15 protein-coding genes are annotated in these 15,969 nt (G+C 60.1%); all 15 read left to right on the top strand.

Translation table 11 applies throughout. From position 1 onward, the window contains the following. The first annotated feature begins 44 nt into the window (after positions 1–44). The 15 genes from ACR0MO_RS07975 to ACR0MO_RS07905 all read left to right on the top strand — a co-directional run bounded on the left by ACR0MO_RS07975 (position 45) and on the right by ACR0MO_RS07905 (position 15,965). Positions 45–1,319, top strand: a complete 1,275-nt coding sequence (locus tag ACR0MO_RS07975; protein WP_480890635.1) for an ABC transporter permease — start codon at positions 45–47, stop codon at positions 1,317–1,319. A 5-nt stretch (positions 1,320–1,324) separates the two neighbouring features. Further along, complete coding sequence (locus tag ACR0MO_RS07970) at positions 1,325–2,536, top strand: ABC transporter permease (protein WP_170622432.1); 1,212 nt, start codon at positions 1,325–1,327, stop codon at positions 2,534–2,536. A 161-nt stretch (positions 2,537–2,697) separates the two neighbouring features. Beyond that, positions 2,698–3,918, top strand: a complete 1,221-nt coding sequence (locus tag ACR0MO_RS07965; protein WP_170622433.1) for an aminopeptidase P family protein — start codon at positions 2,698–2,700, stop codon at positions 3,916–3,918. Positions 3,919–4,062: 144 nt separating this feature from the next. Beyond that, positions 4,063–5,481 (top strand): circularly permuted type 2 ATP-grasp protein, encoded by a 1,419-nt coding sequence (locus ACR0MO_RS07960; RefSeq protein ID WP_170622434.1) that lies wholly within the window; start codon positions 4,063–4,065, stop codon positions 5,479–5,481. A 3-nt stretch (positions 5,482–5,484) separates the two neighbouring features. Next, a complete protein-coding gene (locus tag ACR0MO_RS07955) occupies positions 5,485–6,426 on the top strand; it encodes an alpha-E domain-containing protein (RefSeq protein WP_480890631.1) in 942 nt (313 codons plus the stop codon). Between the two features lie 3 nt (positions 6,427–6,429). Next, complete coding sequence (locus ACR0MO_RS07950; protein ID WP_480890628.1) at positions 6,430–7,227, top strand: transglutaminase family protein; 798 nt, start codon at positions 6,430–6,432, stop codon at positions 7,225–7,227. Between the two features lie 11 nt (positions 7,228–7,238). Continuing rightward, positions 7,239–7,973, top strand: coding sequence for a proteasome-type protease (locus ACR0MO_RS07945; protein ID WP_480584401.1), 735 nt, complete (start codon positions 7,239–7,241; stop codon positions 7,971–7,973). 257 nt (positions 7,974–8,230) lie between these two features. Then, a complete protein-coding gene (gene bhcA, locus ACR0MO_RS07940) occupies positions 8,231–9,421 on the top strand; it encodes an L-aspartate--glyoxylate aminotransferase BhcA (protein ID WP_480890625.1) in 1,191 nt (396 codons plus the stop codon). A gap of 10 nt (positions 9,422–9,431) precedes the next feature. Next, entirely contained in the window at positions 9,432–10,406 is a 975-nt protein-coding gene (gene bhcB, locus ACR0MO_RS07935; protein ID WP_480890622.1) for a beta-hydroxyaspartate dehydratase BhcB, read from the top strand. A 10-nt stretch (positions 10,407–10,416) separates the two neighbouring features. Beyond that, positions 10,417–11,580 (top strand): 3-hydroxy-D-aspartate aldolase BhcC, encoded by a 1,164-nt coding sequence (gene bhcC / locus ACR0MO_RS07930; RefSeq protein WP_480890619.1) that lies wholly within the window; start codon positions 10,417–10,419, stop codon positions 11,578–11,580. A 24-nt stretch (positions 11,581–11,604) separates the two neighbouring features. Continuing rightward, a complete protein-coding gene (gene bhcD, locus ACR0MO_RS07925) occupies positions 11,605–12,585 on the top strand; it encodes an iminosuccinate reductase BhcD (protein WP_480890889.1) in 981 nt (326 codons plus the stop codon). A 151-nt stretch (positions 12,586–12,736) separates the two neighbouring features. Further along, positions 12,737–13,579, top strand: a complete 843-nt coding sequence (locus ACR0MO_RS07920) for a fumarylacetoacetate hydrolase family protein (RefSeq protein WP_480890616.1) — start codon at positions 12,737–12,739, stop codon at positions 13,577–13,579. A gap of 100 nt (positions 13,580–13,679) precedes the next feature. Next, entirely contained in the window at positions 13,680–14,576 is an 897-nt protein-coding gene (locus ACR0MO_RS07915) for a LysR family transcriptional regulator (protein WP_480873539.1), read from the top strand. Beyond that, positions 14,566–15,309, top strand: coding sequence for a sulfite exporter TauE/SafE family protein (locus ACR0MO_RS07910; protein ID WP_170622443.1), 744 nt, complete (start codon positions 14,566–14,568; stop codon positions 15,307–15,309). The genes ACR0MO_RS07915 and ACR0MO_RS07910 overlap by 11 nt, the downstream gene beginning before the upstream one ends. Before the next feature lie 35 nt (positions 15,310–15,344). Continuing rightward, a complete protein-coding gene (locus ACR0MO_RS07905; protein ID WP_480707825.1) occupies positions 15,345–15,965 on the top strand; it encodes a glutathione S-transferase family protein in 621 nt (206 codons plus the stop codon). Positions 15,966–15,969: the final 4 nt, after the last annotated feature.

The raw sequence follows: 15,969 nt of genomic DNA, 5'->3' as shown, positions 1-15,969 counted from the left end.
GGGCGGTACGCCGCCCCCAGACCAAGACAAAACAGGGAATAACGATGACGGACGCAAGCGATAACGCAGGGCCAATGCTGGCGGCAGATGGGACGCCGCTGAAACAGTCGCTGGCCCGTTCTTTGCGGCGACAGAAAATGCGGGCTTTGCTGCTGATTGCCCCTTTGCTGCTGTTCGTGATGTTCTCGTTCATCATTCCCATTGCCTCGATGCTGTTCCGCTCGGTCGAAAACAGCATTGTTGCGGACACGCTGCCTCTGACCGTCGAAGCCCTCAAGGATTGGGACGACAAGTCGGGCGAGTTGCCGGATGAGGCCGTCTATGATGCATTCGTGCGCGATATGCTTGTCGCCATCGACAACAAACAGCACACCCGTCTGGGCTCGCGTCTGAACTACGAAGAAACCGGCATGTCTTCGATGTTCCGCAGATCCGGGCGGCAAATCAACAAAATGGATCCGGAAACGGACGGTCCATTCAAGGAAAAACTGATCGACGTGCACGATGGCTGGGGGGACCCAAAGACCTGGGCCGTGATCAAAACCCACTCGCCTGCTGTTACCAACGGTTATTTCCTGAACGCGGTCGACATGCGCCGCACCCCCGAAGGCGCGCAGGCCCAGCCCGAAGACAAACAGATCCTGATCAAGCTGTTCGGGCGCACGCTGTTCATGTCGTTGGTGATTACGGGGGCCTGTATTCTGCTGGCCTATCCGGTCAGTTACCTGTTGGCGACCTTGCCGATGCGGGTGTCGAACCTGCTGATGATCCTTGTCCTGTTGCCCTTCTGGACCTCGTTGCTGGTGCGAACTTCGGCGTGGAAAGTAATGCTGCAACAACAGGGGGTGATCAACGAAACCCTTGTCTGGCTAGGGCTGGTGGCGGATGACGCGCGGCTTGTGATCATCAACAACCAGATCGGTACGATCATTGCGATGACGCATATCCTGCTGCCCTTCATGATCCTGCCGATGTATTCGGTGATGCAGACCATCCCGCCCTCTTACACCCGCGCGGCGAAATCGATGGGCGCCACCAACTGGACCACGTTCTGGCGCATTTACTTCCCGCAATCCATTCCGGGTATCGGCGCGGGATCGATCCTCGTGTTCATTCTGTCGATCGGTTACTACATCACGCCCGAGATCGTGGGCGGCACCAAGGGCGTCTTTATCTCGAACCGGATCGCCTATCACATCTCGTCCTCGCTGAACTGGGGGCTGGCCGCGGCACTGGGGACGATCCTTCTGGGCGTCGTGCTGTTACTCTACTGGGTCTACGACAAGATCGTCGGCATCGATAACGTGAAGCTGGGATAATCAAAATGGCCGCACTGACTCTGATTTCCCGCAAACCCATGTCCATGGTCCTGCCCAGCGTCGCGCTGGCAGGGGCCTTCGCCGGTATCTTTGTCGGCGCAGGCAACGGATCGATCCTTCTGGGCCTTCTGGGCGGCGCTGTCCTGATTGCCGGGCTGGCCTGGGTCTACATCAACCTGCTCAAGAACGAGAAGCTGGCCCGTTGGGTCAACATCCTGGGTTTCGGCATTGTTGGATTTCTGGTCGCCGGCCCGATGGGCGGCGTTCTGGGCCTGCTGGGCGGCTGGTTCTTTGCCTGGTTCACCTATTGGCTGTACGAGGGGCGTTATCGGCAGAAACTGCTGCCCTATCTGACGCCGAAACAGGTATTCTACCACTATCTGTTCCGGGTGATCTGCGGCGCGATCTTTGTGTTCCTGATCACGCCGATCCTTGTGGTTCTGCCCCTGTCGTTCAACGCACAGGATTTCTTTACCTTCACGCCCGAGATGCTGCGGCTGGACCCGGAAGGTTATTCGCTGAAGCACTATCGCGACTTCTTTACCAACAATGAATGGCAGCGCAGCTTCAAGAACTCGCTGATCATCGCGCCGATTGCGACGGTCATCTCGGTCTCACTGGGAACACTGGCCGCCATCGGGCTCAGCCAGTCCCACGTGCCGGGTCGGCGGGCGATCATGGGGATCCTGATTTCGCCGATGATCGTGCCCCTGATCATCTCGGCCACCGGCATGTTCTTTTTCTACAGCGACATCGGGAACTTCCTTGAAGGGACGCTGGGTATGAACAAGAACTTCGTGGGTTACGTAAAAGTGATCCTCGCGCACGCCGTTCTGGGCATCCCCTTCGTCATCATCACCGTGACCGCGACGCTGGTGGGCTTTGACCGGTCGCTGACGCGGGCGGCGGCCAATATGGGTGCAGGCCCGGTGCGGACCTTCTTCAAGATCCAGATGCCGCTGATCCTGCCGGGCGTGATCTCGGGCGGGTTGTTTGCCTTCATCACCTCATTTGACGAGGTTGTGGTGGTGCTGTTTGTCGGCTCGGCCAGCCAAAAGACGCTGCCCTGGCAGATGTTCACCGGCCTGCGCGAGCAGATCAGCCCGACCATTCTGGCAGTCGCCACGATCCTTGTGGTGCTGTCGATTGCTCTGCTGACCACGGTTGAACTGCTGCGCCGCCGGTCCGAGCGTTTGCGGGGTCTCTCGCCCGCTTGACGCAGGGACAAAGCTGATCTAACGATTCACCTGTTCACCCCAGCCGCGATGGCGTCGCGGACGCACTGGGGCGAACGGCTCTCGGAACCCGAGACCGCCTGTCCTGAACGCCGGGACAAGTGGCCGGGCTTTGCATACCCGGCAAAGATGAGAGACCAAGGATGAACGATATAGCTCAACGCCCCGAATTCTTCACTTGCCACAATGGTGACAAGGCCCCCCTGCCCTTTAGCAAAGCCGAATACAGCCGCCGCCTGAGCGCCCTGCGCGCCATCATGGCCAAGCGCGATATCCCGGCGGTGCTGCTGACCTCGATGCAGAACATCGCCTATTACTCGGGCTTTCTGTATTGCTCGTTCGGTCGCCCCTATGGCTGCGTTGTCACGCAGGACGCCTGCACCACCGTTTCTGCCAATATCGATGCGGGTCAGCCGTGGCGGCGCTCGGTTGACGAGAATGTGATCTACACCGACTGGAAGCGCGACAACTACTGGCGTGCCGTGGCCAGCCTGATCGGTGGCGCGAAACGGATCGGGATCGAAGGCGATCACATGACCCTGGCCGCACGCGACACCGCGCTGCGGATGCTGGACGCGCCCGAACTGATCGATATCGCACCCGACACGATGTTCGCCCGCATGGTGAAATCCGCGGAAGAGATCGAGCTGATCAAGGGCGGTGCGCGCACCGCTGATGTCGGCGGCGCCGCCATCCACGCGGCCATCCGCGAAGGCGCGACCGAGATCGAGATCGCCATGGCCGGACGCGACGCGATGGAAGAGGAAATCGCGCGGGCATATCCCGACTCCGAAATTCGCGACACATGGGTCTGGTTCCAGTCCGGGCTGAATACGGATGGTGCCCATAACCCGGTCACCAAACGGGCGCTGCAAAAGGGCGATATCCTGTCGCTGAACACCTTCCCGATGATCTCAGGCTATTACACCGCGCTGGAACGCACCCTGTTCCTGGGAGAGCCGGACGCCGACAGCCTGCGCCTGTGGAAGGCCAACGTGGCCGCGCATGAACTGGGCCTGAGCCTGATCAAACCCGGCGCGACCTGCTCGGGCATCACCGCCGAGATCAACCGGTTCTTCGCGGATGAGGGCCTGCTGCAGTATCGCTCGTTCGGCTATGGCCACTCGTTCGGGATCCTCAGCCACTATTACGGGCGTGAGGCCGGTCTGGAACTGCGCGAAGATATCGACACCGTTCTGGAGCCCGGCATGGTCGTCTCGATCGAGCCGATGCTGTGGCTCCCCGAAGGCCAGCCGGGCGCGGGTGGCTATCGCGAGCATGATATTCTGGTCGTGGGCGAAGACGGGGCCGAGAATATCACCGGCTTCCCCTATGGGCCGGGCCACAACATCATCGGTGCCTGACCGATCCAGGGTGGGGCCTTTGCCCCACCCCATTTTCCTGCGGCTGCGCGCTGAAAGCCCTATAAATAGTCAGCAATACAACCGTTTCGGGGCCATTTCGGCCGTTCCCCTTGCAAACTCGGATATGTTCGTCAAACTTCCTGCATGGGAGAATTCTTTGACGAAATGTACAATGGCGACGGATCTCTGCGCGGTCCTTACGAAGAAATCGGTCGCTGGTTTAATCACGAAGATGTCGCCAGATTACGGGCAAAACAGCGCGAAGCCGAAGAGGTCTTTCGCCTGACAGGCATCACCTTCAACGTCTACGGCAAGGCCGAAGCAGAAGAGCGGCTGATCCCCTTCGACATCATCCCCCGCATTATCTCGGGCCGCGAATGGCAACGGCTGGAACGCGGGATCGAACAACGCGTACGCGCGATCAACGCCTTTCTTTACGACATCTATCACCGGCAGGAAATTGTCCGCGCCGGTCGCCTACCGCCCGAGATGATTGCCGCGAATGAGGCGTTCCTGCCCCAGATGATCGGTGTCGCCCCTCCGGGCAAGATCTACACTCATATCGTCGGCATCGATCTGGTCCGCACCGGGCCAGATGAGTTCTACGTGCTGGAAGACAATGCGCGCACGCCCTCGGGCGTCAGCTATATGCTGGAAAACCGCGAGACGATGCTGAAGATGTTCCCGGAACTGTTCAGCGCCAACAATGTGCGCAACGTCTCGGACTATCCGCGCAATCTGCGGCGGTCGCTTGCCGCCTGCGCGCCCGATTGTGCCGAAGGTGAGCCGACCGTGGCTGTTCTGACGCCCGGCATCTATAACTCGGCCTATTACGAACATGCATTTCTGGCCGATCAGATGGCGGTGGAACTGGTCGAAGGCCACGATCTGCGCGTGGTCGACGGGCGCGTCTGTATGCGCACCACGCGCGGGTATCGGCCCATCGATGTGCTCTATCGCCGGGTCGATGACGATTTTCTGGACCCGCTAAACTTCAACCCCGACAGCGCACTTGGCGTTCCGGGCATTCTGGACGTCTACCGCGCAGGCGGCATCACCATCGCCAACGCGCCGGGCACGGGCATCTCGGACGACAAGGCAATCTATTCCTACATGCCCGAAATCGTCGAGTTCTACACCGGCGAAAAGCCGATCCTGCAAAACGTCCCGACCTGGCGTTGCGCCGATCCGAAATCCCTGTCCTACGTCCTCGACAACCTGTCCGATCTGGTGGTGAAAGAGGTTCACGGTTCGGGCGGCTACGGGATGCTGATCGGCCCGACCGCCAGCAAGAAAGAGATCGCAGCCTTCAAAGCAAAGCTAAAGGCGCGCCCGGCCAACTATATCGCGCAACCTACGTTGTCGCTGTCCACGGTTCCGATCTTTGCCCGCTCGGGGCTGGCCCCCCGCCATGTGGACTTGCGCCCCTTCGTGCTGGTCTCGCCCGACGGGATCAAGATCACGCCCGGCGGGTTGACGCGGGTTGCACTAAAAAAGGGATCGCTGGTGGTGAATTCCAGCCAGGGTGGCGGGACCAAAGACACCTGGGTACTGGAGGACTAAGCCATGCTGGGAAAAACTGCAGGTGGATTGTTTTGGATGTCCCGCTACCTGGAACGCGCGGAAAGCACGGCCAGATTGCTGGAAACCGGCCAACGCATGGCGCTGACCCGCACCCAGAACTCGGTCGAGGAATGGAGTTCGGTCCTGCGCACGGCGGGCGTTCTGGGCACCTATCAGGAGAAATATGACGAGGTCACCCGCGACAATGCGGTCGACTGGGTGCTACGCGATGGGGATAACCCGTCATCGGTCTGGTCCGTTGTCAAACAGGCGCGCGAGAATGCAAAACTGGTGCGCACGGCGCTGACCCATGATGTCTGGAGCGCAGTGAACGCCACATGGATGCAACTGGACGAGTCCCTTCGGCGCAAGGTGAACGAACGCGACTTGCCCGGCCTGCTGGAACTGATCCGCCATCAATCGGCGCTTGTGCGCGGCGCCATACTTGGCACCATGCTGCGCAACGACATGTTCGACTTCACCCGCATCGGCACCTTCATCGAACGCGCCGATAACACCGGGCGCATTCTGGACGTCAAATATTATGTGCTGTTGCCAACAGCCTTTTCGGTGGGATCGTCGCTGGACAATATCCAATGGGAAAGCATCCTGCGATCCGTCGGCGCTGGCGGGGGCTATCGGATGACGCATGGCCAAAAAACCTCGCCTTCGGACATCGCGCAATTCCTCATACTGGACCAGCGCATGCCGCGCAGCCTACATTTCTGTTGCCGCAAGATTCAGGAGAATCTGTCGTACCTGAAAAAAGATTACGGCTTCGCCGGTCCATCCTGCGAGGCGTCCAATGCGCTGTATGACAAATATCTGGATCGCGACATCGCCGATATCTTCGAGTTTGGCCTGCATGAGTACATTCAGGAATTCCAGAACGATCTCGCCGGGCTGAGCCGACAGATCGAAATCGATTATCGTTTCTATGAGTAAGCCATGAAACTGCATATCCGACACGAAACCCGATACGATTTCGACGCCCCGGTGCCTTTTGGCCTGCAACAGCTGAGAAAAACGCCCAAGTCGTTCCGCAACCAGAAGATCGACAGCTGGACCACGCAGGTGCTGGGCGGCCGCAAAGAGCTGAGCTTTGAGGATTACCACCGCAACACGGTGGAACTGATCAGTTTCGAGCCTAACACGCAAAGCGTCTCGCTGATCTCGGAAGGCGTGGTCGATATCTCAGATACCCACGGCGTTCTGGGACCTCATGAAGGGTCGATCCCGCTGTGGCTGTTTCAGCGCGACACGGATCAGACCAAGCCCGGCAAAGGCGTGGCCGCGCTGATCAAATCCCTGCCCGATGGCGAACCGCTGGACCGGATGCACGCGCTGTCGGCCGCGATCCGCGATCATGTGACCTACAAGATCGGATGCTCGGAGCCCGACTGGACAGCCGAAGACGCACTGGAGGCTGGCTGCGGCGTCTGTCAGGACCATAGCCACATCTTTATCACCTGCGCCCGGGCGCTTGGCATTCCGGCCCGCTATGTCTCGGGCTATCTGATGATGAGCGATACCGAGGTTCAGGACGCCACCCACGCCTGGGCCGAAGCGCATCTGGACGGGCTGGGATGGGTCGGATTTGACATATCGAACGGAATATCCCCCGACAGCCGCTACGTCCGTGTTGCAACCGGTCTGGACTATGCGCAGGCTGCCCCGGTAAGAGGAAGCAGAATTGGGGCAGCGGGCGAGCAATTGACAGTGCAGTTGCAGGTCGCACAGCAGTAACGGAGACCAAGATGACCTATGCTGTGGGGATGCGGCTGAACCGTGGGCTGGTGTTCATGTCCGATACCCGCACCAATGCCGGGGTCGACAATGTCTCGACCTTCAACAAGATGTTCAACTGGACGGTCGAGGGCGACCGCTCGATCACGATTCTGACCGCTGGAAATCTGGCCACGACGCAGGCGACGATCAGTCTGCTGGAAGAACGCACCAAGGTGCCCGCAGACCGATCCCCTTCGATCCTCGAAGCACCGACGATGTTTCAGGTCGCGCAACTGGTTGCCGATACGCTGAACGACGTCATCGAACAGCACGCCCGGTCCGGCCAACAGGCCGATAGCGCCTTTCACGCCACGCTGATCCTGGGCGGCCAGATCAAGGGCGGACCATCGCGCCTGTTTCTGATCTACCCCGAGGGCAATTTCATCGAGGCGGGCGACGAAACGCCGTTCTTCCAGATTGGCGAAACCAAATACGGACGCCCCATTCTGGTGCGCGCCTATGATCCCGACATGAGCTTTGCCGAAACGGTGAAACTGCTGCTTGTCAGCTTTGATTCGACCATCAAAGCCAACCTGTCCGTCGGCGCACCGCTCGACCTGTTTCTCTATGACGAAGACAGTTTCGAACCCGGTCAGCGCACCCGGTTCGAAGGGGACGATCCCTATTTCCGAACCATCTCGGATGGGTGGGGGGACGCGCTGAAATCTGCGCTGTCGAAACTTCCGGAATATGCACCCGATTAACCGGGGGTGTTCGGACCTTTGGGTCTGACAGACGGCAAGCCGAATCTCTTCCTTTTCGAAGGTGAAAACCGCAGTCGGAGATGATGACTGCGGTTACTTTTTCATTTTCGGAAATTTCAGCCACTTTTTTGAAAAAATACGCAGGCACTGATTTTCAACGCGTTAAGGCATTTTTTCACCCAGTAAAAAACATTTTCGAGAAAATTGCAGTTTCCCCCGCCCGATAAGACAATTTCGTCAAAGCGGAGGAAGCGAAAATGTCCAACCAGAACCCGGTCTTTATTCCCGGTCCAACGAACATCCCCGACAGGTTGCGGCTGGCGATGCAGGTGCAGACTCAGGACCACCGCGCCCCGGATTTTGTACAGACCTTCGCACCGGTGCTGGAAGACACCAAGAAGGTTTTTGGCACAACCGAAGGTCAAATCATCACCTTCCCCGCCAGCGGAACCGGAGGATGGGAGGCGTCGATCACCAACACGCTCAGCCCCGGCGACACGGTTCTGGTCGCGCGGTATGGCATGTTCAGCCATCGCTGGATCGACCTGTGCCAGCGCCACGGGCTGGATGTGCGGATCATCGAATGCCCCTGGGGCAGTGGCGCACCGGCGGATAAATTTGCCGAGACTCTGGCTGCGGATAAGAGCCATCAGATCAAGGCAGTTCTGGTCACTCATAACGAGACGGCCACCGGCGTACGCTCGGATATTGCGGCTGTGCGCAAGGCAATGGATGCCAGTGACCACCCGGCGATGCTGTTTGTGGATTGCGTCAGTTCGCTGGCCTCGATGCCTTTTGCCTTTGATGACTGGGGCGTCGATATCGCGGTCTCGGGCTCGCAAAAGGGGTTCATGCTGGCGACCGGCATGGCGATCCTGTGCGTCAGCCCCAAAGCGCTTGCGGCGATCGAGACCGCAAAACTGCCGCGCACCTTCTTTGATTTTCGCGACATGATGAACGCCAACGCATCCGGTGGCTTTCCCTACACCCCGCCGCTGCAATTGATCTACGGCATGCGCGAAAGCCTGAAGATGCTGTTCGAGGAAGGCTTGGACAATGTTTATGCCCGTCATTTCCGTCTCGCCGAGGGCGTGCGAAAAGCCACCACCGCTTGGGGGCTGGATCTGGTGGCGCAGTCGCCGGATCTCTACTCGGACACGGTCAGCGCGATTTATGTACCCGACCTCTTCGACAGCAATGCCCTGACCGACCATGCCTTCAACGCCTATGGCGTCAGCTTTGGCATCGGCTTGGGCGAGATGAACGGCAAGGCCTTCCGCATTGGCCATCTGGGCAGTCTGACGGATGTGATGGTACTGTCCGGTCTGGCGACCATCGAAATGGCGATGGCCGACCTGAATTATCCAATCGAGTTGGGCAGCGGTGTTGCAGCGGCACAAGAATACTTCCGTCTGGGCCACGCCAATCCCATGCAATCCGCAGCGTAAGGACCCAAGGATGCTAGATTCAATGACCACAGCCGATTGCCTGACCCTTGCCGATATGCGCGAAGCGCATGAGCGGATCAGACCACATATCAACCGCACACCGGTGCTGCGCTCGGCCTATCTGGACGATCTGACGGGCGCGCAGCTGTTTTTCAAATGCGAGAACTTTCAAGAGGCCGGTGCCTTCAAAGTACGCGGCGCGTGTAACGCGGTCTTTGGCCTGAATGACGAAGTCGCCAAGCGCGGCGTCTGCACGCATTCCAGCGGCAACCATGCGCTCAGCCTGTCTTACGCAGCGGGTCGCCGGGGTATCCCTTGTAACGTGGTGATGCCGCGCACCGCGCCGCAGGCCAAGAAAGACGCGGTGCGCCGCTATGGCGGGATCATCACCGAATGCGAGCCCTCGACCACCTCGCGCGAGGCGGTGTTTGCCGAGGTGCAGGCGCGTACGGGTGGCGAGTTCGTGCACCCCTATAACGACCCGCGCGTAATTGCGGGGCAAGCGACCTGTTCGGCGGAACTGCTGGAGCAGACCGACGGTCTGGACGCCGTGGTCGCGCCGATTGGCGGCGGCGGCATGATCTCGGGCACCTGCCTGACGCTGTCGAACCTCGCGCCTGAGGTGAAGATCTATGCCGCGGAACCGGAACAGGCCGACGACGCCTATCGCAGTTTCAAGGCCGGTCACATCATCGCTGATGACGCGCCGGTGACCATCGCCGACGGGCTGAAAGTGCCGCTGAAGGAAAACACCTGGCACTTTGTCTCGAACTTCCTGAGCGACATCCACACCGCCAGCGAAGACGAGATCATCGCCGCGATGAAGATCACCTGGAAGTACCTGCGCATCGTGATGGAACCCAGCAGCGCGGTGCCTTTGGCGACCATTCTGAAAAACCCCGACGCCTTCAAGGGCAAACGCGTCGGCGTGATCATCACCGGCGGCAATGTGGATCTGGACAAACTGCCCTGGACCCAAGGCTGAGGAGGACAACATGAACAAACCCGTAAACATCGAGCAACTCGAAGTCGGCTACGACATCCCCGCTGCCATCGGCATGGACGCATCCGAGATCCAGACCCCGGCCCTTGTGTTGGATCTGGACGCACTGGAGCGCAATATCCAGAAAATGGGCGATTACGCCAAAGCCCACGGCATGCGCCACCGGGTGCATGGCAAGATGCACAAATCCGTCGATGTGGCGCGGCTACAGGTCGAGCTGGGCGGGGCCTGCGGTATCTGCTGCCAGAAGGTCTCCGAGGCCGAGGTCTTTGCCCGTGGCGGGATCAACGATGTGCTGGTGTCCAATCAGGTGCGTGACCCGGCCAAGATCGACCGTCTGGCGCGGATGCCCAAGTTGGGCGCGCGGACGATCTGTTGCGTCGACGATATCGACAACGTTGCCGACCTGTCCGAGGCCGCGCAGCGTCATGGCACCCAGATCGAATGTCTGGTCGAGATCGACTGCGGCGCAGGCCGCTGCGGTGTCACCACCACGCCCGAGGTCATCGCCATCGCCAAAGCCATCGACGCGGCCCCTGGCCTCAAGTTCGCCGGCATTCAGGCCTATCAGGGCGCGATGCAGCACATGGACCTGTACGAGGATCGCAAAGCCAAGATCGACATCGCCGTGGCGCAGGTGAAAGACGCCGTGGATGGGTTGAAGGCCGAAGGGCTGGACTGCGACATCGTCGGCGGTGGCGGCACCGGGTCATACTACTTCGAGAGCGCGTCGGGCGTGTATAACGAACTGCAATGCGGCTCTTACGCCTTCATGGATGCCGATTATGGCCGCATCCTTGACGAAAACGGCAACCGCATCGACCGGGGAGAGTGGGAAAACGCCTTCTTCATCCTCACCAGCGTTATGAGCCATGCCAAGGCAGACAAAGCCATCGTGGATGCGGGGCTCAAGGCCCAGTCCGTCGACAGCGGCCTGCCGGAGATCTTTGGTCGCTCGGATGTGGAATACATCAAATGCTCGGACGAACATGGGGTCGTGTCGGACCCGGACGGGGTTCTGAAGGTCAATGACAAGCTGCATCTGGTGCCCGGCCACTGTGACCCGACGGCCAATGTCCACGACTGGTATGTGGGCGTGCGGGGCGGCAAGGTCGAAACCCTCTGGCCCGTGTCCGCGCGCGGCAAGGCGTACTGAGGCGAGGGAAGGATCATGAAAGATATGACAGACACACCCTTGTTGATCGTCGGAGAAGACCTTTGCCGGCAACTGGTTGGCCGCGCCGAGGCATTCGACGCTGTTCGGGACGTCTTCGCCGCCATGGCGCGGGGCGACGCCTATAACTTCCCGGTCATCCGCGAGGCCATCGGCTATGCCGACGCGCTTTACGGCTTCAAATCCGGTTTCGACCGCGCTGGTCAGGTGCTGGGCGTCAAATCCGGCGGCTACTGGCCTGGCAATATGGATAAGGGGCTGACCAACCATCAATCCACCGTGTTCCTGTTCGACCCCGATACCGGACGTCTGTCGGCTCTGGTCGGCGGCAATTATCTCACCGCCGTGCGCACAGCTGCGTCCTCGGCTGTGTCCATCGCCCATCTGGCCCGGAAAGATGCCAAGGTGCTGGGTATGGTCGGCGCGGGTCATCAATCCACCTTCCAACTGCGCGCCGCCGCCGAACAGCGCGACTTTGAAAAAGTCGTCGCTTGGAACCCCCACCCCGAAATGCTGCCCCGTCTGGGCGCGGTCGCGACCGAGCTCGGGTTGGAATTCGAGGCCGTCTCGCAACAGGACCTTGGCGCGCAGGCAGATGTCATCATCACCATCACTTCGGCTTTCGAGCCGCTGTTGATGAAAGACTGGATCAAACCCGGCACGCACCTGGCCTGCATGGGCACAGACACTAAAGGCAAGCAAGAGGTCGACGCGGCCCTTGTCACCGAAGCCACGGTTTTCACCGATGAGGTCGCCCAATCCATCTCGATCGGCGAGGCGCAGCACGCCGTTGAAGCAGGTAACCTGACCGAGGATCAGATCACGCCCATCGGCGCCGTGATTAACGGAACCCATCCGGGTCGCAGCAGCGATGACCAGATCACCCTGTTCGACGGCACCGGCGTCGGCCTGCAAGATCTGGCCGTGGCCTCTGTAGCAGCCCGGCTGGCACAAGAGGCGGGGTTGGCAGACCAAGCCACGTTGTAACGTCCCGCTGACGCGTCACTCGGCACTGATTTCTCCCGTCGGTGCCGGGTGCTTGCTGATCTGCCGTCCGGGTAAAACCAGCCGCTATACAAACAGCGAAACCTGCGCCACTAATAGCCTCCGGACGACCTGAGCCAAGAAGGAGCGCAGCATGAAGCTTTTACGTCACGGGCCAGAAGGCGCTGAAAAACCCGGTCTTCTGGATGCCAATGGCACAATCCGCGACCTCAGCGGTCATATCGATGACATTGCCGGGGCAACGCTTGGCGACGCGGAACTGGACCGGGTGCGCGCAATCGATCCGACCAGTTTGCCAGCGGTGGACGCGGGCACACGTATCGGCCCCTGCGTCGGGCAGGTTGGCAAGTTTATCTGTATCGGCCTCAACTACGCCGACCACGCCGCCGAAGCCGGAATGGACCTGCCTGCCGAGCCCGCGATTTTCTTCAAGGCAACCTCGGCCATTGCAGGGCCGAATGACGACATCGAAATCCCCCGCGGATCAGAGAAATCGGATTGGGAGGTCGAACTGGGCGTCGTGATCGGCAAGGAAGCGAAATACATCTCCGAAGCCGACGCCTTGAACCACGTGGCGGGTTATTGCGTGGTGAACGACCTGTCCGAGCGCGACTTTCAACTGCATCGCTCGGGCCAGTGGGTCAAAGGCAAGTCGGCGGATACGTTTGGCCCCATCGGCCCCTGGCTGGTGACACGGGATGAGGTGCCGGACCCTCAGAACCTGCCGATGTATCTTGAGGTCAACGGCCATCGCTATCAGGACGGCTCGACCCGGACGATGCATTTCGGTGTGGCCACGGTGATCGCACACCTGTCGCAATTCATGTCCCTGCAACCCGGTGATATTGTTTCAACCGGCACGCCTCCGGGTGTGGGCATGGGTCAGACGCCACCGACCTACCTGAAACCCGGCGATCGTTTGGAGGCCGGGATTGTCGGGCTGGGTGTGCAACGACAAGTCACCGTTGCGGGATAAGGGCTGCGATAGCAGTTAGGCATCGTGAAGTCAGGCCAAACAGAGTACGCTGCCAACACGCCTTGATCTCAGCTTGCAGGGACCGACCGTGACAATCCGAATGCTGCGCACCCTTGTGGCGATTGCAGACACAAAAACCTTCAGCGCGGCGGCGGACGTTGTGCATGTCACCCATGCCGCTGTCAGCCAACAGATGCAGACGCTTGAGGCGGATCTGGGCGTGGCACTGTTTGATCGCAGTACAAGAACGCCGGAACTGACCCCTGTTGCCCATCAGATCGTCGAAAAAGCCCGCAAGATCATCGCGGATTACGACAATCTGGTGCCTTCGGTGATGCAGGAAGGCGAATTGAACAGCGTGATCCGGCTGGGCGTTCTGCGTACAACGCTGACCGGGTTGGCGCCGCAGGCCATGGCGCAGCTGAAAGCGCATCATCCCGGCATGGGATTACACCTGAAACCCGGATTGACCGGCGCTTTGCTGGCAGACCTGGCCCGCGGAAATCTGGATGCGGCTTTGGTGACCAAGCCCGCCGTCATGCCACCGGGCGTTATCTTCCGGAAGCTGGTCGAAGAACCGATGCAACTGATCGCCTCGCTGGAGGAACCCGAACTAGACCCGATCACCCTGTTGAAGATCCGACCCTTTATCCGCTTCAACCGCAGCGCCGTGGTCGGGGCGCTGATCGACAACTGGATCCTGTCGAAACGCATCCGGGTCAATGAGGCGATGGAGCTGGACGGGCTTGAGGCCATAGCCAGCATGGTTCACGCCAATTTGGGCGTCTCGATCGTGCCGGACCTTGCCGTTCCGCCGATGGATCCGCTGCCACTCAACCGGCTAAACCTTGGTCCCGATGCGCCCCGCCGGACGCTGGGCCTGATCTATCCCGAGACCCAAAGCAAGATGCGGGCCATGGATGCGCTTTTCAATGCGCTGGCCGGTGTGATAGCTGCATCCAAAAGCACCGGACACACGCCTGCGCATGACATTTGAAACGGTTTTCTATCTGATCCTCGGCGCGGCGGCGGGTGGCTTTATCAACGGGCTTGCGGGCACCGGAACCGCGTTGTTTGCGCTTGGGTTCTACCTCGTCGTGCTGCCACCGGTAACAGCCGTGGCGATTGTCGCCCTCATGTCGGTTCTGGCGGGGCTGCAGGGGCTGTGGATCGTTCGGGCCGACATTCTGGCGCAGCCCCACAGGTTGCTGCGCTTTCTCGTGCCCGGCCTGCTTGGGGTGCCCATTGGCCTTGCGCTGCTGAACCAGATCGACGCCAGCACGTTGCGGATCGGTGTTGCGGGTTTTCTGATCCTCTATGGCGGCTATTTCGGTTTTCGCGCGACCCTTCCCGCGTTCGAGCGTCGAACGCCCTGGCTGGATACCGGGGTTGGCCTGACCGGAGGCATTCTGGGCGGGGCCGCCGCCGTCTCGGGCGCGATCCCGGCCATGTGGCTGTCGCTGCGGCCCTGGACCAAATCCGAGACGCGCGCGGTTTTGCAGCCGTTCAACGTGACCATTCTCAGCACCACGATCTTCCTGCTGTTCTTGAAGGGCGCCTATGACAGCGCGGCCGTGAAAGCGCTGCTGGTGACTGTCCCTTGCGGTCTGATCGCAGCGCAAATCGGCATCATGGTGTTTCGCCGCCTCAGCGACACAGGCTTCCGACGCCTTTTGATCTTGTTGACGCTGCTGGTGGGGCTGGGCGTAATGGCAAGCGAGGTTCTATAGTCCAAACGCAAGACCAATAGAAAGGGCCGACCGGGATGCTTGTATTCTACTATTCCAAAGGCTCCTCCGCGCTTGCCGCACATATCCTTTTGATCGAGGCTGGGGCAGAGTTCACGGCGGTCGAAATCTCAATTCCCGACGGGGCGCATCGCAGCCCGGATTTCTTGCGTAAAACCCCAAAAGGGCGCATCCCGGTTCTGGAAACGCCCGAGGGGCTTCTGACCGAAAACCCAGCTATTCTGGAGTATATTGCCGCCACCCATCCTAAGGCGGGTCTGTTGCCCGATGGCGACTTTGCGCAGGCACAGGCGCGGTCTCTCTGCGCCTATCTCTGTTCGACCGTACATGTCGGATTTGCCCATCTCAAACGCGGCAGCCGGTGGGCTGATCAGGACGCCTCGCTGCAGGATATGCGCGGTGTCGCGCCACGCAATCTTGCGGCCTCAGCGAATCTGTTGGAACAGCAACTGGAGATGACCCCTTGGGCGATGGGCGCACAGTTCAGCTTTTGCGACCCTTATCTGTTCCTGTTGCAGCACTGGATGGCCGCAGCCGATCTGTCGCTGGACCCTTATCCCAAACTGGCCGCACATAACGAAGCCATGCGCGCCCGACCGGCAACGCAGACTGTTCTGGCCCTGTACGGGTCACTGTAGAGCG

The sequence above is a fragment of the Ruegeria sp. K5 genome, assembly GCF_056531805.1.
The sequence above is the reverse complement of the archived record's forward strand: the minus strand, read 5'-3'. Positions and strand labels throughout refer to the sequence as shown.

What these genes read in the sequence shown, in the direction of transcription:
- ACR0MO_RS07975 (WP_480890635.1), top strand. Translation starts at nt 45, where the DNA reads ATGACGGACGCAAGCGATAACGCAGGGCCAATGCTGGCGGCAGATGGG.
- ACR0MO_RS07970 (WP_170622432.1), top strand. Translation starts at nt 1,325, where the DNA reads ATGGCCGCACTGACTCTGATTTCCCGCAAACCCATGTCCATGGTCCTG.
- ACR0MO_RS07965 (WP_170622433.1), top strand. Translation starts at nt 2,698, where the DNA reads ATGAACGATATAGCTCAACGCCCCGAATTCTTCACTTGCCACAATGGT.
- ACR0MO_RS07960 (WP_170622434.1), top strand. Translation starts at nt 4,063, where the DNA reads ATGGGAGAATTCTTTGACGAAATGTACAATGGCGACGGATCTCTGCGC.
- ACR0MO_RS07955 (WP_480890631.1), top strand. Translation starts at nt 5,485, where the DNA reads ATGCTGGGAAAAACTGCAGGTGGATTGTTTTGGATGTCCCGCTACCTG.
- ACR0MO_RS07950 (WP_480890628.1), top strand. Translation starts at nt 6,430, where the DNA reads ATGAAACTGCATATCCGACACGAAACCCGATACGATTTCGACGCCCCG.
- ACR0MO_RS07945 (WP_480584401.1), top strand. Translation starts at nt 7,239, where the DNA reads ATGACCTATGCTGTGGGGATGCGGCTGAACCGTGGGCTGGTGTTCATG.
- bhcA (WP_480890625.1), top strand. Translation starts at nt 8,231, where the DNA reads ATGTCCAACCAGAACCCGGTCTTTATTCCCGGTCCAACGAACATCCCC.
- bhcB (WP_480890622.1), top strand. Translation starts at nt 9,432, where the DNA reads ATGCTAGATTCAATGACCACAGCCGATTGCCTGACCCTTGCCGATATG.
- bhcC (WP_480890619.1), top strand. Translation starts at nt 10,417, where the DNA reads ATGAACAAACCCGTAAACATCGAGCAACTCGAAGTCGGCTACGACATC.
- bhcD (WP_480890889.1), top strand. Translation starts at nt 11,605, where the DNA reads ATGACAGACACACCCTTGTTGATCGTCGGAGAAGACCTTTGCCGGCAA.
- ACR0MO_RS07920 (WP_480890616.1), top strand. Translation starts at nt 12,737, where the DNA reads ATGAAGCTTTTACGTCACGGGCCAGAAGGCGCTGAAAAACCCGGTCTT.
- ACR0MO_RS07915 (WP_480873539.1), top strand. Translation starts at nt 13,680, where the DNA reads ATGCTGCGCACCCTTGTGGCGATTGCAGACACAAAAACCTTCAGCGCG.
- ACR0MO_RS07910 (WP_170622443.1), top strand. Translation starts at nt 14,566, where the DNA reads ATGACATTTGAAACGGTTTTCTATCTGATCCTCGGCGCGGCGGCGGGT.
- ACR0MO_RS07905 (WP_480707825.1), top strand. Translation starts at nt 15,345, where the DNA reads ATGCTTGTATTCTACTATTCCAAAGGCTCCTCCGCGCTTGCCGCACAT.